This window comes from Anaerohalosphaeraceae bacterium (assembly GCA_035378985.1).
Classification (GTDB): Bacteria; Planctomycetota; Phycisphaerae; order Sedimentisphaerales; family Anaerohalosphaeraceae; genus JAHDQI01.
Genome location: DAOSUR010000007.1, coordinates 123,960 through 145,850, shown reverse-complemented (window position 1 = coordinate 145,850; position 21,891 = coordinate 123,960). Strand labels below are relative to the sequence as shown.

The window sequence follows — 21,891 nt, the reverse complement described above, 5'->3', positions numbered from 1 at the left end:
GAATTCGTCTGGTCAATGATCGTTATGAGTACCATTGCAGAACGCATTCAGACCATTCAGAAAAATATCGAGGCCGCCTGCCGCCGAAGCGGACGCGAGCCCGAACAAGTCCAGCTTATCCTCGTCACCAAAACCGCCTCTATGGCCGCCATTCAGGAGGTTATCCGGCTCGGGTTTACCGACCTGGGCGAAAACCGCGTCCAGCACCTAAAGCAAATCGCGGATGAAGTGGACGCCTTTCTTAAGCAGCAGGCAGAAAATCCTTCCTTCCCCAAACAGGTCCGCTGGCATATGATCGGCCATCTCCAGCGCAACAAAGTCAAGCAGACTCTGCAAATCTGCAATTACATCCATTCGGTTGATACTCTTCGCCTGGCCGAAGAAATCAACACTGTCGCCGCCAAACTCGACCACCATCCCAACGTCCTCCTTCAGGTCAACTGCTCGGAAGAACCCCAGAAATACGGCGCCCCTGTCGGAGCGGCCGTTCATCTGGCCGAACAGATTGCCTCCATGCCTAATCTGCGTCTTATCGGACTAATGACCATGGCCCCTCTGACAATGAATAAGGAGGTTGTCCGGGCCTGCTTTGCCCGCTGCCGCGAAATCTTCGAAGAAATCCGCGCAGAAAATATCGCCGGCGCCAAATTCAAGCACCTGAGCATGGGGATGAGCCAGGATTATGAAATCGCGGTCGAGGAAGGCGCCACCATCCTCCGAATCGGCTCGGCCGTCTTCGCGTAATGAAACTCGAAAACGTCCGATAATACTCTCTTATGCTGTATTTTTCCTATTTTAAATCGTCCTCCTCAAGCACCCTCACAGATAGGACGATAAAATAGGCAAAGCCAAAAGACAAACCTCAGAAACAGGGGTATTATGACCCAAAAAATTGGCCGGATTTCGGAAACGGAAATCCCACAAAACATCCAGAACACGCTGTCGCCGGACATCGCTGAACAGCTCGAGATGGCCGGCCGTGTCCAGCGCAACTTTCTGCCGTCCCGGCTTCCGAATACAGAACATTTTCACTTTGCCGCCCTCTTTCGCCCTGCTGAATGGGTCTCCGGTGATATTTACGACGCCCGCCGGCTGGATGAAAAGCATATCGGCTTCTACATTGCCGATGCGGTCGGCCACTCCATACCCGCCGCCCTGCTGACCATTTTCATTAAACAAGCGATGGTCATGCGGCAGACCTATGAGCACAGCTGGCAGATTTTTCCGCCCAAACAAGTCATCAGCAACCTGAACCTGAAAATGATAGAACAGGAACTCCAGGGGTGTCTGTTTTCAACCGCCTGTTATTTCCTGCTGAACTGTAAAACCCTCGAGGCCCGATGGGCCCGCGCCGGACATCCTTATCTGATTCTTATCCGCGATGGAAAACCCAAACTTCTCGAATCCCGCGGCGGCCTGCTCGGCGTCTTTGAACAAACCCAGTTTGAGGAAAAGTGCATCCAGCTGTGCCCGGGCGATAAACTGCTGCTCTATTCCGATGGTGCCGAACCGCTCATCGGTACCGGCAAAGATACCGAATTCTGTTTCCATTTCTCCTTTTTAGACCTCTGCACGCTGCCCGTGGACGAATTAATTGCCGCCCTCGACCATCTGGCCGACACCTTCAAATCCGCTCCCGGACAAAAAGATGACATCACGGCTCTCGCCCTCCAAGTCATCTAATCCGATTTCTCTTAAAAGCAAGGAAGGAACACAACGCATCGAAGAGATTTCTTTTCTCTCTCAATCCCTATAGCACGCGACAGAAGCCCCGGGAAAGAGAAATGCTCGTCCCGCCTCTTTCCGCTGTCCGCTGACAACTGCTCACTGATAACTGTTGCCTGATAACGGTCGACTTCTTCTGTTCCCCCCTTCGCTGGGCGGTCTTCGGATTTCGAGTTTCGTATGTCGAATTTTCCCTTCTTCCTGCTGTCCAGCGTCTATCCCCTGATTACCGGCTCCTGTTGGCTTTTGCACAGCACGCTTGGGCTGTTTCAGATACGTTTGGGCGTATTTCTTATCCATACTTTTCCCGATACAAACCCACAAAAACCGCATTCCAAGACCGGAACCGAAGATTCTCGGCGATTATCGAATTCCTGACCACAGCATCGTTTATCTCTTTTTCCATTGCCAGCCGGCAAATCTGCCGCTACAATCCTGCCCCAGACAGAACAAATAAAAAGTGTTTTCCAAACAGGATAGAACCTTATGAATCAGCCGAACCAATATAGACCCCTTCAGGAAAAGGAAATTGAGGTCCTCACCGCCCAGGGATGCACCGCCTTGAACTGGAACCAAATCAAAGTAACCGACGGTTTCAACCCCGCCTTTGTCCATCATGTTCATTTTTCGGGGGCTGTTCACCTCGGGGCTTTTGAGCCGGTTTCCGTCGAGGAAGCCGGCATTCCCCGGCCCGTCGGCCTTTATCATCTGACCTTACAGGATGTCTCCATCGGCGATAATGTTCGGATCAGCGGCGTCCGGGATGTCATTGCCAACTATACCATCGAGGAAGGCGTGTGGATTGAAGACGTTGCATCTCTTCAATGTGACAGCCAAAGCGCCTTCGGCAATGGAACCCTTGCCGCCGTGGTCAATGAAAACGGCAAACGGGCAATCCCCCTCTTCGAACGGCTTAGTTCTCAATTGGCCTACCTGCTGGCTATGTATCGGCACCGTCCCCAGCTCCTTGAACGCCTCCGCCATTTAATCAACGATGCTATTGAGGAAACGAAAACTCCAAGGGGATGGATACGCAAAAATGCAAAAATTCTTCATTGCGGCGTCATTCATGATGTCTGCATAGGACCGTCGGCCCGGATTGAGGGGGCGGTTCTGCTGGAAAACGGAACCATCCGCAGCGACCTGTCCGACCCGACCTATGTGGGTCCGGGTGTGATTGCCAACGACTTTATCCTCTGTGAAGGCAGCCGCGTGCGGAATTTTGTGATTCTTCGGCGGTGCTTTGTCGGCCAGGGTACAGAGCTGTCCCGTTCGTTTACCGCCCAGGACTCGGTATTTTTCGCCAACTGTTCGATGGGACAGGGCCAGGCCTATTCAATGTTCGCCGGGCCGTTCACGGTCAGCCAGCACAAATCCACCCTGCTCATCGCAGGTCTGTGCAGTTTCTTCAACGCCGGCAGCGGCACCAATCAGGCCAACCACATGTATCGGCTCGGCCCGAATCAGCAGGGCATCTTTGAACGCGGCGTAAAAACCGGTTCCGGGGCTTTCCTTGCCTGGCCGGCCCGAATCGGCGCTTTTTCCGTCGTGCTCGGACGACACAACGAACACCTCGACACCTCCGACCTGCCCTTCTCCTACATCATTGAACGTCCAGGCGAAAGCGTGCTGTATCCGGGACAGAACCTGGCGAACATCGGGCTCATCCGTGACCAGATAAAATGGCGTCAGCGCGATGTACGCAAGGCCCCGACCAAACTCGATGCAGTAATCAGCGACGTGATGACTCCGTACATTGCCCGCAAGCTCAAACGGGGGATTCAGCTCCTTGCCGATCTGCTCAGCCGGAATCCTTCCGAGGCCGAGTCTGTTCGGCATCAGGGACTGAAAATCTGTATGCCCCAGCGGGGTCTGGAATTGTACCGCTGGGCACTTCAGCAGTATCTGGGACGCGTGCTGATTCGCCGTCTGTCTTCGCAGAAGTTTATTTCCCTGATAGACCTGCGGGAAAAACTCACCGGAACCGTCAATCTCGGCGAGGGAGACTGGATTGACTGCGGAGGGCTGATTGCGCCGGCCGCCTTTCTCGAAACGCTGCTGTTCGATATCGAAGAAGAACGCATTGACACGATTGCAGCGGTGGAAATGCGGCTTCAGTCTCTGTTTAAGAATTATGCCGAATATGAATGGGCGTGGGTGAAGGAAAATCTGGAGGCCGAACTGGGCAAGACCGTCCGTCAATGGACGATTGGGGATTTGCTGAGGATTCTGGACGATACGCGAAATGCATCACGGCAGATTGTGCTGGCCCAGACCGAAGACGCCAAAAAAGAATTCGAACCCGTCATGCAGATCGGCTACGGGATTGACGATCCGGAACAGTTTGCGTCGGAGGATTTTGCCGCCGTGTGCGGAACGCTGGAGCAGGACCCCATTATCCAGACATTCCAGTCGCAGCTGGATCAGGAAAACAAGACCATCGAGCAGCTGACGGAAAAACTCAAAGCCCTGCAGTAATCAAAGGTATTCATCCGCATACGGGTGCTCGGCGGCCCGCGCGGCGGACGGGCCCGGACGCCGGATGGAAAGACCGGCAGCCTTCTGGGCTACGGCCAAAATTTCAATGCGTGCACCTGCGGGCAGCCCAGCCGCCTGGACGGCGGCCCGGGCCGGATACGGTTCCTGGAAAAAGGTCTTGTACACCTCATTGACGGCGGCAAAATCGGTCATATCCGCCAGAAAAATCTGGACCTGCACGACATCCTGCATGGAAAAACCGGCCGCCGCAGCAATCGCCTGAATATTAAGAAGGGCCTGACGGGCCTGCTCGGCAGTCCCGCCGTCCACAAGCCGTCCGGCGGCCGGGTCAATACCCAGCTGTCCCGATATGTACAGGGTCTGTCCGACCTGAACCGCCTGCGAATACGGTCCGATTGCCTTCGGGGCCCGTTCCGTCTGAATCGCTTTCCGCATGGAGTCAACCTTTCCGTTTCAAACCTTTCTCATAATGACAAACAAGCCCCTTTGGGTCAAGCGATTTCAGCACCTTGTCATCCTTCCTTCGGGCCGATACAATGCTTCTTTACAAACCCTTTGAAAGAAAGTCGAGTCAACCGAATGCGAATTTTGTCCGACGCAGATATAAAAGAGCTGGCGCCGAAAGGGGCCGTTTTAACAATCGGCAACTTCGATGGGGTTCATCGGGGCCATCAGGCGATTCTTCGAACGGCTCGGCAAGCCGCCGACCGGCTCGGTGTTCCGCTGGCTGTTATGACCTTTGACCCGCATCCGGCGGCGGTCCTTCATCCGGAAAAAAGCCCCGGTGTCCTGACTCCCCTGCCGCTGAAGGCCTTTCTGCTGGAGCAGTGCGGGGCGGATGTGCTGATTGTGATTCGAGATACCCTTTCCCTTCTGAATCAGTCGCCGAAGGAGTTTGTGAGCCGATTTCTTGTGCCATCTTTTGCACCCCGGGCCATTGTCGAGGGGCCCAATTTCACATTCGGCTACGGGCGAAGCGGAACCCTGCAAACTCTCCGGGAGTTTGGGCTGGAATCCGGCTTTGATGTGCTTGAGGTTCCCTACACCACCGTTCACCTGAACCAGGACCAGCGCAGCGTTACTTGCTCCAGCTCCACCGTCCGCCGGCTTCTCGAAGACGGCAAGGCGGCCCACGCTGCCCAAATTCTCTCACGCCCGTATCGTCTTGTCGGGACAACCATCCCAGGACGAGGCATCGGCAGAACCCTTGGTTTCCCAACCGCTAATCTCAAGCCCGCAGAACAGATTATCCCTTCGGAAGGGGTCTATGCCGGCTTTGTCGCTGTGGGAGATTCTCTGGAAGAGGTCTGCCGTCAGCCGGCTCGAAGACCAGCGGCCTTCAGCATCGGACGGGCCAAGACATTTGTGACCGACCACCCTCTTCTGCTGGAAGCCCATCTGCTCGAGTCGAATGTTGAGGACCTAAGCCGAAAATATTTAGCGATGGACTTTGTCGAATGGCTGCGCAATCAGCAGCGTTTTGAATCGCGGGAGGACCTCATCCGTCAAATCGCCCTCGACTGCCAGAAAGCCCGGCAGATTTTGTCCGATTCAGCCGGACGATAGACGGGCGGAAATCAGAACATTATCCTCAAAAATCTGAACGGTCGGCTGCCGAAGCTCCAGCGGCCCCAACGAGGATATCGCCGCCGACAAATCCGCAACCCCGGCCTGCCCAAGCAAGACCGGAGCTATATAGATGAAGACTTCATCCGCCAGATTCTGTTTGAGAAACGCCCTCAGCAGAGTCGGACCGGCTTCGACCAGAATCTGCTGAAGCCCCCGTTTGCCTGCCTGGTCCAGCACATCTTCCAGATCACACCGCTGTTCCTTCTGACCGGCCTCCAAGATCTCCACCCCTGCCTGCCGGAGTCGAAAAACCTTTTCCGGCTCTATCTGAAAGGAAGCATGGGTTGTAAACACCCATGTCGGGGCTTCCTGAACACTTAAAACTCGACAATCCCAGGGAATCCGTAATTGACTGTCCAGAACAATTCGAACAGGAGGCCTTCGAACCGGCTCATCCAACCGGACGGTCAGTTGGGGATTATCCTCCAGAATGGTGTGAATTCCCGTCAAAATCCCCTGCACTTTTCGGCGGAGCTGATGCACATGCCGTCGGCACGCTTCATTGGAAATCCATCGTCCCGTTTCGGAGGGATTTCGGCGGGCCAGTTTCCCATCGAGACTCTGGGCCCATTTGAGGATCACCCAGGGCCGGCCGGTTCGGATATGCTTCAGATAGGGAGCGTTGAGCGATTCGGCCTCTTTTCGGCACAGCCCCGCCTCTGTAAAAATCCCTGCCTGCCGAAGTTCTTGGAATCCCCTGCCGCTGACCTTTGGGAACGGGTCTTCCATCGCGGCAATTACTTTGGCAACACCGGCTCCTATAAGGGCTTTCGTGCAGGGGCCGGTTTTTCCGGTAAAGCAGCAGGGCTCAAGGGTCACATAGACTACGGCCCCCCGCGGGTCATTTCCCCGCCGGCGGCAGTCGCAAAGGGCCTCGATTTCGGCGTGCGGCCCCCCAAATTCCCGATGCCAGCCTTCGCCAATCAGCCGGCCGTCTTTGACAATCACACACCCGACCGCCGGATTCGGCTCGACTCGCCCCAGTCCCTGCCGCGCCAGCTCCAGCGCCCGCCGCATGGCCTGTTCTGCATCCATCCGGGCCTCCCGGAAGAGAGATTATTTCAGTCCGAGGGTCTCTTCAAACCCGTACAAAAGATTGAGATTTTGAATCGCCTGACCGGAGGCCCCCTTAATCAGGTTGTCAATGGCCGAGAAAATCACAAGACGGCCCTTCACAACCGTGGGGAAAAGATGGCAGTAGTTGCTCTTGGCCACGTGTTTGAGCGCCGGCGGTTTGGAGAGAACCTGGACAAACGGCTCGTTCTGATAAAAAGACCGATAGAGTTCGAGCAGCTGAGCGGAGGTGACGGCCTTTGTGGGTTCTCCGTAAACCGAAGAAAGGATGCCGCGGTCAAACGGTCCGACATGGGGCTGAAAGAGGATTTCCACGGGCTTGCCGGCCGCATCGGAGGCGACCTGCTCCATCTCCGGCATATGGCGATGGGTCCCGACGCCGTACGGCAGCAGGTTTTCGTTCATTGCCGGAAAATGAAATACAGGGCTCGGATTTTTCCCGCCGCCGGAAACCCCCGTGACGGCATTCACAATAATTCCCTTGGGTTGGATCAGGCCTTCGCGGAGCACCGGCAGCAAAGCCAGCAGGGCGCCGGTCGGAAAACAGCCGGGGTTGGCAATCAGCCGGGCGGAGGAAATCTGCTTTCGATTCATCTCCGGAAGACCGTACACTGCATGAGCCAGGTTTTCCTTATCCGTATGCGGTACATAATATTTTTCATACACGGCCGCATCGCGGAGGCGGTAGTCGGCGCTGAAATCCACAACCTTCAGCCCCGCCGCCAGCAGTTTGGGGACAAATCCCATCGAGACCTTATGCGGCAGGCAGCACAACACCGCCTCGGCTTTTTCCGCCAGTTTGTTCATATCCAGCGGCTCGATGGGCATATCCAGCCGCCCTCGGAGCTGTCCGAAAACCTCCGCCGCCGGCCCGCACTCCTCCGGCAGCGCCGTCAGATAGGTCAATTCAGTCTGAGGATGACGCAGCAGAATCTCAATGGCTTCCAGACCTGTGTAGCCGCTGGCCCCGATAATCGCAACACGAACCATATAAACCCCGTTTCCCTTTCCCACTCAAAATCTGAATTGTGTCGTCCATCCGTTCCGTCAGAGAAACCCACATAAAAAAACCGCCGTATTCCTGCTCCGGCGGTTTTGAAAAGTCGAACCAACAAAACAATTAACGCTTGGAGAACTGGAAACTCCTTCTGGCGCCGGGCTTTCCGGCCTTCTTTCTTTCCACCATTCGGCTGTCCCGTGTCAGGAAATCGCCGTCGCGGAGGACTTTCAGCAAAGACGGGTCATAATCTTTCAATGCCCGGGCAATTCCAAGCTTGACGGCGTCGGCCTGACCGGTTGTCCCGCCGCCTTTGACGTTGACAATCACATCAAACGACTGGAGACCGTTGACCGCCGCCAGCGGGGCGCGAACCGCTTCGCGGTCCTTCTCGAGCAGAAAATACTCTTCGAGCGGACGGCCGTTAATCTCAATTTTTCCGGTGCCGGGTTTGAGGCGAACCCGTGCAACGGAGGTTTTTCGGCGTCCTGTTCCCCACACAAACCCTGCGGCGTCGCGCTTGGCGGGAGCCGCCGGAGCCGTCGAGGTCAGCACCGAGGCACTTTTCTCCAGAATCTTCGGATCAATCAGGTACGTTTCGTTTTCAGCCATAGGTCTGCCTGAATCGCTGTTACAATTCTAATTTCACCGGTTTTTGAGCCGCATGCTCGTGATGAGGCCCTTTGTAAATCTTCAACTTCTTCAACATATGTTCGCTGAGCGGATTTTTCGGCAGCATCCGCTGGACGGCTTTCTGAATCACCCGCTCCGGATGCCGCTGAATCATCCTCGAAAACGGAATAATCTTTTGGCCGCCCGGATAGAGACTAAACGTTGTGTAGGTCTTGGTTTGGGGCTTCCGTCCGGTCAGCCGAATCTTTTCCGCATTCACGACGATTACATAATCCCCTGTATCCACATGCGGGGTATAAATGGGCTTGGTTTTGCCCATCAGAATCATCGCCACTTTGGAGGCCAAGCGTCCGAGCACCTTGTTTTCCGCATCCACAAGCCACCATTTCCGCTCGACTTGGCCTTTTTTTGCCAAAAAACTTTTCATATCAATTCTACTCCCGTCATTTCTCAGAAAGTGAGATATTATAAAGGCAATCACCCCCCTGTCAATGCCAATTTCCTTAAAAAAGCAAAAACAATAAGAAGACAAATATGCTCTACAATGACGCCATCCGTCAGTGGTCTTTGAACTTGGCAGGCTCAATATTCAGCTTTTCGAGCAGCCGATTAAGACGCCGGCGTTCGATACCGAGTATTTTGGCGGCTTCCATCTTGCGTCCTTTGGTGATGCGAAGCGCTTCCTGAACCAGCCGCTGATTGGCCTCATCCAGCGTCGGCAGCGGCGAATCGGTACGGGAGGAACCGCTCATGAAAATCTCCGGCGGCAGGACCGAGGGCTCAATAACCATCCCGCGGCTGAGCACGTAGGCCCGTTCCATCGCGTTGGACAATTCCCGGACATTGCCCGGCCAGCGATAGCGAAGCAGCAGATGCTCCGCCTCCGAAGAGAGCTTTTTGAGCGGCTCTCCATAAAAACGGCTCAGATTCTCCAGAAAATAATTGGCCAACGGCAGAATATCTTCCGGCCGCTGACGCAGGGGCGGAATCTGCAGGTTAATCACATTCAGCCGATAAAACAGGTCCGCCCGGAACTGGTTTTTCTCGACCATCTGCCGCAAATCGCGGTTGGTTGCACAAATCACCCGTACATCAATCTTGTAGGACTGCGTGGACCCCAGCGGCGTGACGGTGCCTTCCTGAAGAACCCGCAGCAGTTTGGCCTGAAGCTCGAGGGGAATTTCGCTGATTTCATCCAGAAAAATGGTTCCGCCGTCGGCGGCGCGGAAAAATCCGAGCGTGTTTTCAACCGCACCGGTAAAACTGCCGCGTACATGACCAAACAACTGGCTTTCGAAAAGCTGGCCGGTCAGGGTGGTGCAGTCCACCGGAATAAAGACCTTATCGGAGCGGTCCGAAAATTCGTGAATCTTGCGGGCAACCATCTCTTTGCCGGTCCCCGTTTCCCCCGTGATGGTGATACAGCACCGCCGGGCTGCTACGGAACGGATGGTCTCTAAAATCGTCTGAAAGGCCTGCGATTGCCCGATTAGAGCCGTCTTTTCCTCACTCAACAGACGGCCGGCTTTTCGAAGCTGCGGCGCATTTTCAGCACAGACTCTCATCTTTGCGGCACGTCCCTGTGCGCGATTGGTTTCGTTGGCACTGGTCATGAAATTACCCCGCCCATCCGAACACACACGTTCCAAACCCTTACTTTCCAGATGAGCGTTCTATAAAAAACATGGGGTGAGAAAACTGATAGGCCTTTTCCCCGCAACAGTTTTCCTCACACCTCCAAAATAATATTCTAATGAGGCCTCTTGGCAAAATCAAGGTGTTTTATAGGACATTTTCAGCAGCCGCCGATCCAAATATACCTATCTCTTTTCATAAAAGAGACTTACACATCCAAACGAAGAGGAGTTCTTTCCGGAATCCCCTTGCTTTTATTGACACCGCAAGCCAAGATCGCTATTGTACGTGTTTTGAAGACCGGAACAGGAAAAGAACAAAACGCCCCGGAAACGAGAGAGCAGAATGAAAATCTCATTGGAATGGCTGCAGGAGTACGTTGACCTCAAAGGTGTCTGCCCGGAAGAAATCGCCAAACAGCTGAGTAATTTGGGGTTTCCGACCGAAAGCATCGAAAAGATTGACGGCGATACGGTTATCGACATAGAAATCACAAGCAATCGCGGGGACTGTCTGAGCCACATTGGAATTGCCAGAGAACTGGCCGCCGCGTATGGCAAACCCCTGCGGCTGCCGGATGCATCGATTCAGGAGTCCGATAGTCCCGTTCAAACGTGGGTGAGCGTGCAAATCGAAGAACCGGAACTATGCCCCCGCTATACCGCCCGAATTATCACCGGCGTGAAGGTGGGACCTTCTCCGGACTGGATGGTTCGCCGCCTTCAGGCCGCGGGGATGCGAAGCGTCAATAATGTCGTGGACGCCACCAACTACGCAATGCTCGAACACGGCCAGCCGCCGCACGCCTTTGATTATGACAAAATCCGCGGCAGAAAAATCATCGTGCGAAAAGCCCTCCCCGGAGAGCGGCTTGTCAGCATTGACGGCACGGATTGTCAGCTGCAGGACTGGATGCTCGTGATTGCCGATGCAGAACGACCGGTGGCTGTCGGCGGCGTAATGGGCGGGCTGGAAACCGAGGTGACGGACAAGACCGCAACCATTCTGCTGGAAGAGGCCTCGTTTGCACCGGTAAGCATCCGCCGGACCTCCCGCCGGCTCGGACTGCCGTCGGAGGCCTCCTTCCGATTTGAGCGGCAGGTGGACACGGAAAACATCGACTGGGCCTCCCGGCGATGCGCCCGGCTGATTGTGCAGGTTGCCGGCGGTCAAATCGCCCGGGGGGTTGTGGACTGCTATCCGGGAAAAACGGCCGCAGCGCCGGTGCGGATGCGTCTGTCGCGGCTCAAACACCTGTTGGGAATCGAGATTCCCGTCGAAAAGGTGCTTGCGATTTTCTCCGGCCTGGGGCTGAATCCGCAGCGGGAAACCGGCGATGTGATTGTCTGCACCCCGCCCAGCTGGCGGCACGACTTGAGCCGCGAAGCCGACCTCATCGAGGAAGCCGCCCGATGCTGGGGCTATGAGAAGGTGCCGGTCGAAAACAAGATTCGAATCACCGCCGTGCCGATGGATGCACGCGAAAAGGTCTGTCAGAAAATCCGGACGTACCTGAACGGCTGCGGTTTCTTTGAAACCATCAATATTACCTTTATTGACAAACAGACTGCCGAGTGCTTCTCCCCCGCACCCGCCGCGGAGCATCTGGCGGTCAGCGATGTGTCCCGCAAGAACACCAATCTGCTTCGCCAAAATCTCATCGGCTCGCTCCTGAATACGATGCAGACCAACTACCACGCCGGCAATATCCCCTGCCGGCTGTATGAAATCGCAGATACGTTCCTGCCTTCCGATAAAAATCAGGTTCTTCCTCTGGAAAAGGCGAAGGTCGCCCTGGCCGCCGATATGGAGTTCCAGGAGATGCGGGGAGTTCTGGAAGGCCTTCTGGAACGGCTGACCTGCCGAGAGGGGCGGTTCGAACCCGCCGGTGCCAAGTGGGCCCAGGGCGGCACGGAGATTTTTGTCGGCGACAAACCCGTGGGCTTTGTCGGCGCCGTGGAGGACGCAATTGCCCGGCGTCTGGATTTAGACAAGGGAATGGTCTGTGCGGCGGAACTGGACCTCGAAGCCCTGATAGACCTGGCCGCAAACGCCAAACCGTCCGCGAAACCGTTGCCGCGATTCCCTGCCATCCGACGAGACCTGTCCCTGATTCTCGACGAACCTGTCCGCTGGGCAGAGATTGAACAGGCCGTTCGTTCGGCGGCTCCGTCGGAATTGGAGGAAATCCGTTTCGGCGGCCTGTATCGGGGCAAACCGATTCCCGCCGGCAAAAAGAGTCTGACGGTTTCTCTTCGATTCCGGGACGACGACGGCACGCTGCGTCACGAGCAGGTGGACCAATTCGAAGCCGCCATTTTGAACGTCCTGAAAGAAAAATTCCGCGCCGAACTCCGAACGGTTTGAGCGGCTAAATCTGCCCGTCCAGAACGGCGGCCAGCCACTGGCGGGCAATCCAGGCATGGGCCCACATCGAGGGGTGGACTCTGTCCTCTGACCAGCGTTCGTCCGGCACCTGACTGCTGAGCTGCTCATAGGCCTTCTGCAGAGGCACCAGAAGGGCCCGATAGTCCCGAGCCAACCGGTGCACGACGTCCAAATAGGCATCCAGGCCCCGCCGCATCGGCTCCTTCAAATCCCGGCAGAAATAGAACGGCTCCATCAGAATCAGACGGCTGCCGAGCCGCTGAACACCGGAAAGCATCTGCCGGAGATTGTCTTCATACTCCGCCGGCGGAACAGGGGTTTTGTGCGGCTCAAGCACCGGTTTGTATCCACGCCACAAATCATTGATGCCGACCAGAATGCTCACCACATCGGGCCGAAGGTCCAGACAGTCTTCTTTCCACCGGGCCAGAAGTTCCCGGGTCGTATCCCCGCTGATGCCGCGGTTTTCAACCTGCAAATCCAGCTCAGGAAATTTGGCCTGCAAGAAACAGCCGGCGAAATGAACATACCCGCAGCCCAGCGGCGCATACGCCTTCTCCCGCCGCAGGGCATCTGTGATGCTGTCTCTGATGAACAAAATTTTCTCCTGGTAATGCCATTTCATTCGAAAAACTCCTGAAAACTATTTATTCGTGTCGAAGGGCTATGATTGGATCCACCTGGGCGGCGTGAATAGCCGGATACAGGCCGAACAAAATCCCGATCAGCATACTAATCAGCAGCGGCAGCAGAATCCCCCACAAAGTCAAAACTGTGGCCATTCCGCTGACCATCGTAATCACAAAGGGGATAAAAATTCCCACCCCCAGACCAATTATCCCGCCGGTCGTGGACAGCACGACCGTCTCAATGAGAAATTGGAAAATAATCTGCCTGCGCTTGGCCCCGATAGCCCGCCGAATGCCGATTTCGCGGGTGCGTTCCGTGACCGAAGCCAGCATAATATTCATAATTCCGATGCCGCCGACCAGCAGACTGATGCCCGCAATCGACCCCAGCACAATATTAAACCGGCGTTTGGTGGCCTCCGCCTGTTTGAGCAGGGCCAGAGGCACACTGATAGTGTAATCTTTCTTTTTATGAAAGCGTTTGAGCATCTGCTCAATCGCCGCTGCTGTAGGTTCCACGTGCTCAGAGGTGTCAATTTGGAGAATCACCTGATGGAGTTCCACCTTTTCCCGTTCCCGCGTTCCGGCCGCCACGCGCGTCTGAATATCGCCGAAATAGCGTCGGGCAACCTCGATTGGAATATAGGCATCCACTTCCTGGTCCGGAATCTGAATATTTCCCGCCTGTCCGCTCTCGCTCCGGACAATTCCGACAATCAGAAAGGAATCGCCGCCGATGCGCAAGGTTTGACCGATTGTATGCTCCGCCGCCAAAAGCCGCCGAGCCCCATACTCCGTCAGTACAGCCACCGGTGCCTGTTTTTCCACATCGGCACTCGTCAAAACCCGCCCGGCAATAATATCCCGCGGAACCAGTTCAAACCAGGACGGCGTAGTTCCTACAACCCGCAGCTCAAGCGAACGCTCTCCCAATCGAGACTCCTTGCGAATGATTTTGGCCGGAGCTGTTTTCTGAACGTTTTTAAAGCTTTCTGAAATCCGGCGATAATCCTCATAGGTCAACCCATACACACTCATAAAAATGCGGGTATTGGTCATAGACTCATCTTCCACGGCTTTGACGGAAGAAATAATGATATTGTTGCTGCCGAGCTTTCGAATCTGCTCGAGGGCTTCTTTGCTGGCCCCCTCGCCGACGGAGAGCATCGCCACAACACTGCCGACACCGAAAACAATCCCCAGCATCGTCAAAAAAGAGCGAAGTTTGTGCAGGAGAAGATTTTCAATGCCGAGAGCAATATTGCGAATCAACCGGGTTTGTCTCATCCGATCCCTCCGTCGATTCGTTCAATTTGGCCGTCCCTCATATGCATTTGATACTGGGCAAAGGCCGCAATATCGGGCTCATGGGTGACCATGATAATCGTTTTCCCGTTTTCATTGAGCTTCTGCAGCAAATCCAGAATCTGAAGTCCGGTTTTCGTATCCAGGTTGCCCGTAGGTTCATCGGCAAAAATAATCTGAGGGTCATTGGCCAGTGCCCGCGCAATGGCAACCCGCTGCATCTGGCCGCCTGATAATTCCGTAGGACGGTGATTCAGACGCTCCGCCAGTCCTACCTGTTCCGCCAGGTACTGAGCCCGCTCACTGCTCCGGCGGGCATCCCACCCGAGATAATAAAGAGGCAATTCAATATTCTTCTGCACCGTCAGCTGCGGAATCAGATTGAAACTTTGAAAAATAAAGCCGATTCTTCGCAGCCGCAGGTCGCTGAGTTCATCATCACTGAACGTACTGATATCCTGTCCATCGAAAAAATAATGCCCCTTTGTCAGTCGATCCAGACACCCCAGAATATTCATCATCGTGCTTTTGCCGGAACCGCTGGGCCCCATAATCGCCCAAAAACTGCCTGGGGCAAACGATGCATTCACACCCGCAAGCGCCCTGACTTCCTGGCGGCCCATTTTGTAAATCTTCCATGCATCCGTCAGGCGGATTATCTCTGAATTGCCTTTTGGATTGGAGACCCCGGAGCTCATGGCCGACCTTCTCCAGATGAACCCGCCTGCGGCTCCTGAGAAGAGCGGTTCTGTTCGTCAGACGGCTGTTCCTGCGGCCTGGCCTGCTCAAAGCGTCTCCGCATCTCCTCCCGCTGTTCCGGGGTCATACTTTCAAAGCGGCGGCGCATTTCCTCCCGCTGCTCCGGCGTCATATTTTCAAACCGACGACGCATCGAATCTCTCGTCGGGGAGGAAGCATCCTGTGTCTCGGGCCTGGTTCGACGACGCGAGCCCTGGTTTTCCGTCCCTCCCTGCTGAGGGTCCGCCGCCGACGGCTGAACTCTGCCGGCGTCTTCCAGCCGCTGACGAATTTCCTGAGACACCTGACCATCCGTCTGAACGGAAGAAAAACCTGCCGCCGGGGCCTCCGCCTCTTTGAGCGGCGGATTCAGCAGCACTTTTTCCCCTTCCTTAAGCCCTTCGAGGATATGAATCATCCGGTTATTATCCAGTCCCACCTTCACCGGACGTGCTTCGATTGCAGAACCCGTAAGCACATACACAGTGGGCTGACCGCCCACCTGAATCACAGATTGGATCGGAATATACAAAGCATCTTCATAATGGGCCACGATAATTTCGGCCTTGCAGCTCATTCCAGTCCTCAAGGCGGGCTCTTCTCCCTCAATGGATATCTGCGTGTTGTAGACTTTTAAATCCGGGTTCATCCACATACTTTGAGCATCCGGCAGCGGTGCAATGGAATCTACTTTGCCCATAAATCTCCGTCCCGGCAGTGCATCAACGGTAATCACAACCGGCAGGCCCGGATGCACTTTCTTTAAGCTCGCCTCATGGACATTGACTTCTGCAATCGCTGAATACCCCAACGGCAGATAAATCAATTCCTGCCGTTCGTGGACTTCCTGCCCTTCCATCAGCGGTTCCTGTCCTCCTCGGAAACCGCCGCGCTGGGCACTGGTCGCATAAATCACCAAACCATCCGCCGGAGCATAAAGCTTGGTTTTCCTCAGCTGGTCCTCCAGCTTGGCCAAACGGTCCTTTTGCTGATTATATTCGGCCTGCCGGGCTTTCAGTTCGGCCTCCGCCTGCACCACCGATGCGTTGGCCTTCCGAACCGTTCGTTCATAAGCCATTTCGGCCTGCCGAATATCGCTCTCCAGCTGCTTGACCCTTCGAAGATACGTAAAGTTCTGGAGCAAATCTCGGCTGCTGATAGCCAACTCCAAGTCCAACTTCCGCCGTGTTACGGCCAGCTGGTCTGCTTTCAGTTCATTCTCAGAAATATATTTTTCCTCCCAAAGCTTCTGAGACCAGGCAAGGGTATCTTGAGCTCTTTCCAGCTCTTCCTCCGCCAACTTGATTTTGGCCTCGGCATCTCGAAGGAGATTCGGATATTCACCTTCTTTGTATTGCTTCAAATCCTCCCGGGCAAACTCAAGAGTCAGCAGGGCCGCGTCTTTATCGCTCTCGGCCTGGTTGCGTACAACCTCCAAATTCTCTCTGGCATTTACAAAAGCGGCCTCGGCATTCTGAACCTGTATTTCCTGCCCGATTTTCGCATCAACCAAAGAACTGGCATCCAATTCCACCAGCAAGTCGCCGGCTTTGACGCGGGTCCCCTCCTCAATCAGATAAATTATGGACGTGCGTCCTTCCACCTCGTTTTTGATGATGATTTGATCCTTGGCTTTAATGGTGCCGGACTGAAGCACGCTGATGGTCAGGGGACCCCTCTGAACAGGGAAAACAGCCATGGTCTGGGTTGATTCCTTACGGGAAGCAAATAAATAAACGCCTCCTGCGAGCAAAAACAAGAAAACCAGCGCCGCAATAAGAATGCCCTGGTATTTTTTAGCGGGTTTCTGAGCCAGATTGAGTTTCATAAAGAACCTCCGGAGCAAACTCCTTCCATAAACCTTTTTCATCGACCTGCAAAACCCCCATGTCCCGCTGCAGATTCAGCTCGGCCAATCGATAATTAATAATAGCCGCCGTCAGCTGATTCTGGGCGCTGAGCAGGGCATCCTGAGCATCCAGCAAATCCCGGATTTGAGCACGGCCTGCATCCAGAAACATCTTGGTGCTTTTCTGGCGTTTTTCCGCGACGGTCACCGCCTTGGCCTGGATTTTGACCTGCTCCCGGGATTCTAGGAGTGTGCGAAGCTGATTCCGAATAGATAACTTGATTGAATCCTCCGTTTGCTGGAGATTCCGAACCGCCTCCTCCAAAGCTAAAAAACTTTTTCGATAAGCATTACGCTCCGCCGTCCGTTCTAACGGAAGATTCAGATTCAGCAATGCGGTATAACGCCCCCGGTCGAAGTCCAGCCGAGCATCTTCTGAGCCGGCCGAGCCCAGCGAACGTCCGCTGCCCCAGCCGGCGGACCCTAAAAACGTCAGCTCCGCTCCTAACCGGTCCGCCTTGACAATCACATCCCTTTGAGCATCATACACGCGTCCCTGAATCACCCACAAATCCGGACGTTTCTCAAAAGCGGTTTTGACGGCAATCTCCTCCGGCAGTTCAAAGGGACCTGCATCTTCATTGGAAGGCGGCTGCGGTTCAATAGGCGCATCGGCAGCCGGGAAAGCCCCCTCTTTTCCAACTCCTCTCCCGGACAAATCCGAATAAACAAAATAATTCTTATAAACCTGCAGCTGATCCAAATCCTTCCGGTCCAATTCAATCTTCGCATCCGGCGGCAGCCCTAACCGAATTTTGAAGGAATCCAGACGCTGCTTGTAAGACTCCACGGCCCCAATCCATTGCGCACGGGCACTGAGTTCCCGCTGAACCGCCTGGTCCACCTGAATTTCCGGCAGGCGGCCGGCATCCGCAAGGCGGCGCGACTGCCGTGCAGATGCCACAGCGCTGATATAGTTCTCGCGGCTGTTTCGCACCTGGTCAAATTGGCGAAGCACGGCAAGATAATCGCTGGCAATCGAAACGGCAAATTCGCTCTTGTACCGTTCAAACTGCCAAATGGCATACATCACCTGCCGTTCGGCTTGAAGAAGAGGTTCGGCCACAATATGCGGTCCCGACCCCCGGAGAAGAGGAACGGAAATGCTCGCATCCGCCGTAAGCCCCAGGGAAGAAGCCCCCCCGAGGGTCAGAAGATTCACCAAATCGGCTGCAATTCCCGCACTGACTTCCGCACCGCTGGTCAGTTTTCGGGAGGCACTGAGTTCCCCGCTGTGAACAAATCCCCTTTGCGGAGACAGACCAGTTCGATTTTCTTCATAATAACTCTTGGCCGCTCCGGCAAAAAGCGTGCGAAATTCGTTGCGGGCCAGGTCTAAATCCAGGGCCGCCGAAAAAATGGCTTCTTTTCTGGACTGATACTCGAAATTATTCGCCGCCCCGATTTGCAACGCATCCATTAAGGAAAGGGTAATCACCTGATTAGGGTCGGCCGCATTCGGCTCTGAGTCCGATTTGGCAAAGGGGTAATCTTTTTCAGGCCAGTGGGCAATCGGCTCTAAACGATCCGTGCCGAGGGCTGCTGGAGCAGAAACCGGCAGGGCCTGAATCTCAATCAAACGTCTTCGAAACAAATCACTCGGCCGTTCTATTGCAAAAGGTTCTGTTCTCCCGAGCGACTCTAACTGCTTTTCTTGAATAATCCTATAAGAAATTTCGTCCGCTTTCTTTCGATAATCGGACGGGGTTTTACACCCCCCAATGAAACCTGCCACGGGGACAAAAAGCACACCCCACACATACCAAGTTTTGTACTGGCCAAACCAATTCATCATCGTTGTTTTCTATCTTCAAATCCCCTTCATATACGAAAACAAACCTTATTTTTATTGCAGGAAAACCGCAATATTTATTTTCCGGAAAACCGACGGATTCATATCAAGAGCCATAACATCCACTATTTGGCTGTGGGATAAAATGGGATTCATAACTTTTTTTTCAGCAAATATCATTTGATAGCCGAATCGCAACACCCCCCATATAATGGGATAAACCTTGCCCTTGAGCCACAATATATAGTTTTTTATTTTCTTGTCATTTAATCTGCCCAAAAAAGCACGAAACTTTTTTAAAAATTTTGGTTTTGACACGAAAATAATAATGTGGTATTGTCCCCCATAAAAGTTAAGAAAAGTAGGAAGAAATAGCAAAAAATCCCATGGTTATGCTAACAGGCGAGTCCGAGCATATCATTGATGAAAAAAACCGACTTTTCATCCCCACCAAACTCCGAAGCAAGGTGGACGCTGAAAAATACGGCAGCGACTGGATTCTCGCCCTGAGTATTGATGGGATTCTTTGTCTTTATCCGGAAAAATGCTACAAAGAGGTGCTAGCCGAATTGGCTGCGGATAACAGCATTCCGGAGGACGATTTTGTCCTTATCGAAAGACTGTATTTTGCATTCTCATCTTTCGTCGAATTTGACAAACAGGGACGGCTTTTGATTCCTGAGAAACTGAAAAAACGGGCGAATCTCGGCAATAAATTAACCCTGCTTGGTGTCCGGGACCACATTGAAATCTGGAACACCGAAGAGTGGGAACGGTTTGTAGCGGAAAAAGCCGCCGGATTTGAAAAACACCTGATGCGGGCCCGAAAGTCGCTTCTTCAAAAGCAGACCCAGGAATCCGTCTATCCCGAAGAGGAAAATCTGCAAACAACGGAGGAATAAATCAATGAAAACCGCTGAAGCCATACGGATGCTTCAAAAGGTTCTGCAAGGGAGCCGGCCGCTGGATGAGCAAATCCTTTGCAGTCTGAACTGCCTGGAAAAGCAGCTCGAGACCCTCAAACGAAAAAGTGCCCTGTTTGAAAAGATTTCTTTTTCCGAAGAGATAGAGCGGCTTACCGAACAGGTGGTAATGGCCGCTGCCCACTAAACAATACCAAGGATGGGTATTGAGATGATGCACAACGACTGGGCGAATGCCACGGAGGAACATTCGCCCGGTCATATTCCGGTTCTTTGTAAAGAATTAGCCGAGCGAATCCGGCTGCCCAGGGACGGGCGGGTTGTGGATGCAACCATTGGCTACGGAGGCCACAGCCGGCTGTTCGGCGCCCAATTGGGCCCTGAGGGGATGATTCTTGGTCTGGATGTGGATCCAAAATGCATCAAAAGGGCCCAATCTTTTACAAACGGTCTGCCCTGCAAAGTCGTGCTGGTTCGGGAAAACTTTGCAAAACTTCCCGAGGTGATGAAAGAGCACGGAATCCAACAGGCGGATTTTATTATGGCCGACCTGGGAATCTGTTCGGCTCAGATTGAAGACACCGAAAGAGGACTGAGTTTTCAGGCCGATATGCCGCTGGATATGCGGCTGGATGAGCGCTTATCCATTACGGCCGCTGATTTGGTCAATCAATTGGATGAGACGGCACTGGCGGATTTGATTTACCGTTATGGGGAAGAACGGGCTTCCCGGAAAATCGCTCATTGTATTGTTCAGTCAAGACAACGGCAAAGAATCACAACAACCGGCCAACTGGCTTTGATTATCCAAAAAGCAGTGTCCAGACCGGAACGGAGGGGCCTGCGACGGCTGCATCCGGCCACGCGAACGTTCCAGGCCCTTCGAATTGCGGTAAATCGCGAACTGGAATGTTTAGAGGCATTGCTGGAAGCCGCCCCGAATCTCTTGAAAATCGGCGGCTTTCTGGCAATCATCAGTTTTCACAGCTTAGAAGACAGACTTGTAAAAAACAACTTTCGAAAAAATAAGATGAATGGTATTTATCATATTCTGACTCCAAAACCGATTACAGCCGGAGCGGAGGAGCGGCGTGCCAATCCCCGCTCACGAAGTGCAAAACTGAGAATCGCCCAACGGATATAGAAAAAAGTTTTTTATAAAAACAGAAAGGCGCTGACTATGACTGCGGACGGGAAAATCGGATTGCTGATCAGTTTTCTGTTTATTGTCACCATTGCTTTTCTGATCAACGGACCTGTCGGTTTTTTCAAAACAGACAAACCGGTTATCGAAACAGCTGTCCAGGTCCCTCCAAGCCGCTCTATTCTGATTGAGCAGGCGGTTGAACAGGTTGCTCGGGAACTTGAACCCGAGCCCCTTCGGCAAACAGAGCCCCCCACGGAGAGCCGTGTTTTAACACCTGCACCGACAGCCCAGCTCCAGCCCGTTTCTGTACCGAGCAGTCCTTCCGCCCCGGAAGCCCCCGCTGCATCGCCTGCAACCACCGCCGCTGTTTCTACTCCTCCTGCGGCTGCGGCTTCTCCTGCACCTTCGACGCAGTTTCATATCGTCCAAAAAGGCGAAAACCTCGCTGTTATTGCATCCCGTTATTACGGAAAAGAAAACGGCAACACACGAGCCGTCATCCAAAAACTTTACCAGGCCAATCAGCATATTCTCACTTCTCCGGATTCCCTCCGAATCGGTGACAAGCTGATCATCCCGCCGCTGGACAAGGGAATTGCCAATACCGGACAGACCTCGTCTCCAAAACCGGAAAAGGTACTCCTCGAAAAATTCAAAAACGTTTTGGAACCGGCTTCCTCCGAACGCACCTCGACGCGCTACATTGAGTATGTCGTTCAGCCGGGAGACCGTCTGTGGACGATTGCGCTGCAGTACCTTGGAGACGGAAACCGTTACCGGGAAATTGTTCAGCTAAACCGGGACCAAATTTCCGACCCGGAGAATCTGCCCGCAGGGATTCGTCTGAAAATCCCTGCACGATGAGGAT

The 21,891-nt window shown here is 53.9% G+C and carries 20 protein-coding genes; 9 read left to right on the top strand and 11 right to left on the bottom strand.

The genetic code is table 11. The features are described 5' to 3' along the window. Window positions 1-24 precede the first annotated feature (24 nt). The 3 genes from PKY88_07105 (at window position 25) to PKY88_07095 (ending at window position 4,203) form a co-directional block, all read left to right on the top strand. Entirely contained in the window at window positions 25-744 is a 720-nt protein-coding gene (locus tag PKY88_07105; protein HOQ04965.1) for a YggS family pyridoxal phosphate-dependent enzyme, read from the top strand. A 135-nt stretch (window positions 745-879) separates the two neighbouring features. After that, a complete protein-coding gene (locus tag PKY88_07100; protein ID HOQ04964.1) occupies window positions 880-1,683 on the top strand; it encodes a PP2C family protein-serine/threonine phosphatase in 804 nt (267 codons plus the stop codon). A gap of 528 nt (window positions 1,684-2,211) precedes the next feature. Beyond that, window positions 2,212-4,203 (top strand): DUF4954 family protein, encoded by a 1,992-nt coding sequence (locus tag PKY88_07095; GenBank protein ID HOQ04963.1) that lies wholly within the window; start codon window positions 2,212-2,214, stop codon window positions 4,201-4,203. Here PKY88_07095 and PKY88_07090 read toward each other — a convergent pair whose 3' ends face one another. Beyond that, the gene (locus PKY88_07090) at window positions 4,204-4,659 is read right to left on the bottom strand and encodes a RidA family protein (protein HOQ04962.1); all 456 of its coding nucleotides are present in this window, start codon (window positions 4,657-4,659) and stop codon (window positions 4,204-4,206) included. A gap of 144 nt (window positions 4,660-4,803) precedes the next feature. Here PKY88_07090 and PKY88_07085 point away from each other — a divergent pair, with 144 nt between their 5' ends. After that, window positions 4,804-5,790 carry a bifunctional riboflavin kinase/FAD synthetase gene (locus PKY88_07085; protein ID HOQ04961.1) on the top strand — a complete coding sequence of 329 codons (987 nt, stop codon included), beginning with the start codon at window positions 4,804-4,806 and terminating at the stop codon, window positions 5,788-5,790. On the opposite strand, the gene ribD is transcribed toward PKY88_07085, so the two are convergent. The 5 genes from ribD to PKY88_07060 form a co-directional block, all read right to left on the bottom strand. Beyond that, window positions 5,776-6,888: a bifunctional diaminohydroxyphosphoribosylaminopyrimidine deaminase/5-amino-6-(5-phosphoribosylamino)uracil reductase RibD gene (gene ribD / locus PKY88_07080; GenBank protein ID HOQ04960.1), complete on the bottom strand. Its 1,113-nt coding sequence runs from the start codon at window positions 6,886-6,888 to the stop codon at window positions 5,776-5,778. The genes PKY88_07085 and ribD overlap by 15 nt on opposite strands. Before the next feature lie 21 nt (window positions 6,889-6,909). Beyond that, on the bottom strand, window positions 6,910-7,917 hold the full coding sequence (argC, locus tag PKY88_07075) for an N-acetyl-gamma-glutamyl-phosphate reductase (GenBank protein ID HOQ04959.1): 1,008 nt from the start codon (window positions 7,915-7,917) through the stop codon (window positions 6,910-6,912). A 130-nt stretch (window positions 7,918-8,047) separates the two neighbouring features. Beyond that, window positions 8,048-8,425: a 30S ribosomal protein S9 gene (gene rpsI / locus PKY88_07070; protein ID HOQ04958.1), complete on the bottom strand. Its 378-nt coding sequence runs from the start codon at window positions 8,423-8,425 to the stop codon at window positions 8,048-8,050. Window positions 8,426-8,555: 130 nt separating this feature from the next. Then, window positions 8,556-8,984, bottom strand: coding sequence for a 50S ribosomal protein L13 (rplM, locus tag PKY88_07065; GenBank protein ID HOQ04957.1), 429 nt, complete (start codon window positions 8,982-8,984; stop codon window positions 8,556-8,558). 130 nt (window positions 8,985-9,114) lie between these two features. Beyond that, window positions 9,115-10,170 carry a sigma-54 dependent transcriptional regulator gene (locus PKY88_07060; protein ID HOQ04956.1) on the bottom strand — a complete coding sequence of 352 codons (1,056 nt, stop codon included), beginning with the start codon at window positions 10,168-10,170 and terminating at the stop codon, window positions 9,115-9,117. Between the two features lie 367 nt (window positions 10,171-10,537). Between PKY88_07060 and pheT the strand changes: the two genes are divergently transcribed. Further along, on the top strand, window positions 10,538-12,559 hold the full coding sequence (gene pheT, locus PKY88_07055; protein ID HOQ04955.1) for a phenylalanine--tRNA ligase subunit beta: 2,022 nt from the start codon (window positions 10,538-10,540) through the stop codon (window positions 12,557-12,559). Between the two features lie 4 nt (window positions 12,560-12,563). Here the strand turns inward: pheT and PKY88_07050 are convergent, their stop codons facing one another. The 5 genes from PKY88_07050 to PKY88_07030 are packed head-to-tail and all read right to left on the bottom strand — an operon-like array spanning window position 12,564 to window position 18,755. Next, the gene (locus tag PKY88_07050; GenBank protein ID HOQ04954.1) at window positions 12,564-13,205 is read right to left on the bottom strand and encodes an SGNH/GDSL hydrolase family protein; all 642 of its coding nucleotides are present in this window, start codon (window positions 13,203-13,205) and stop codon (window positions 12,564-12,566) included. A gap of 22 nt (window positions 13,206-13,227) precedes the next feature. Further along, complete coding sequence (locus tag PKY88_07045) at window positions 13,228-14,496, bottom strand: ABC transporter permease (GenBank protein HOQ04953.1); 1,269 nt, start codon at window positions 14,494-14,496, stop codon at window positions 13,228-13,230. Further along, complete coding sequence (locus PKY88_07040; protein ID HOQ04952.1) at window positions 14,493-15,212, bottom strand: ABC transporter ATP-binding protein; 720 nt, start codon at window positions 15,210-15,212, stop codon at window positions 14,493-14,495. The genes PKY88_07045 and PKY88_07040 overlap by 4 nt, the downstream gene beginning before the upstream one ends. Next, the gene (locus PKY88_07035; protein HOQ04951.1) at window positions 15,209-17,080 is read right to left on the bottom strand and encodes an efflux RND transporter periplasmic adaptor subunit; all 1,872 of its coding nucleotides are present in this window, start codon (window positions 17,078-17,080) and stop codon (window positions 15,209-15,211) included. The genes PKY88_07040 and PKY88_07035 overlap by 4 nt, the downstream gene beginning before the upstream one ends. Then, complete coding sequence (locus tag PKY88_07030) at window positions 17,049-18,755, bottom strand: TolC family protein (protein ID HOQ04950.1); 1,707 nt, start codon at window positions 18,753-18,755, stop codon at window positions 17,049-17,051. The genes PKY88_07035 and PKY88_07030 overlap by 32 nt, the downstream gene beginning before the upstream one ends. 584 nt (window positions 18,756-19,339) lie before the next feature. On the opposite strand from PKY88_07030, the gene PKY88_07025 reads away from it, so the two are divergent. Genes PKY88_07025 through PKY88_07010 form a run of 4 tightly spaced genes read left to right on the top strand, consistent with a single transcriptional unit; the run spans window position 19,340 to window position 21,887 of the window. Continuing rightward, complete coding sequence (locus PKY88_07025; GenBank protein HOQ04949.1) at window positions 19,340-19,855, top strand: hypothetical protein; 516 nt, start codon at window positions 19,340-19,342, stop codon at window positions 19,853-19,855. Window positions 19,856-19,859: 4 nt separating this feature from the next. Continuing rightward, complete coding sequence (locus tag PKY88_07020) at window positions 19,860-20,063, top strand: hypothetical protein (protein ID HOQ04948.1); 204 nt, start codon at window positions 19,860-19,862, stop codon at window positions 20,061-20,063. 24 nt (window positions 20,064-20,087) lie between these two features. After that, window positions 20,088-21,020, top strand: coding sequence for a 16S rRNA (cytosine(1402)-N(4))-methyltransferase RsmH (rsmH, locus tag PKY88_07015; protein HOQ04947.1), 933 nt, complete (start codon window positions 20,088-20,090; stop codon window positions 21,018-21,020). A gap of 36 nt (window positions 21,021-21,056) precedes the next feature. Next, window positions 21,057-21,887 (top strand): LysM peptidoglycan-binding domain-containing protein, encoded by an 831-nt coding sequence (locus PKY88_07010; protein HOQ04946.1) that lies wholly within the window; start codon window positions 21,057-21,059, stop codon window positions 21,885-21,887. The last annotated feature ends 4 nt before the right edge of the window (window positions 21,888-21,891 follow it).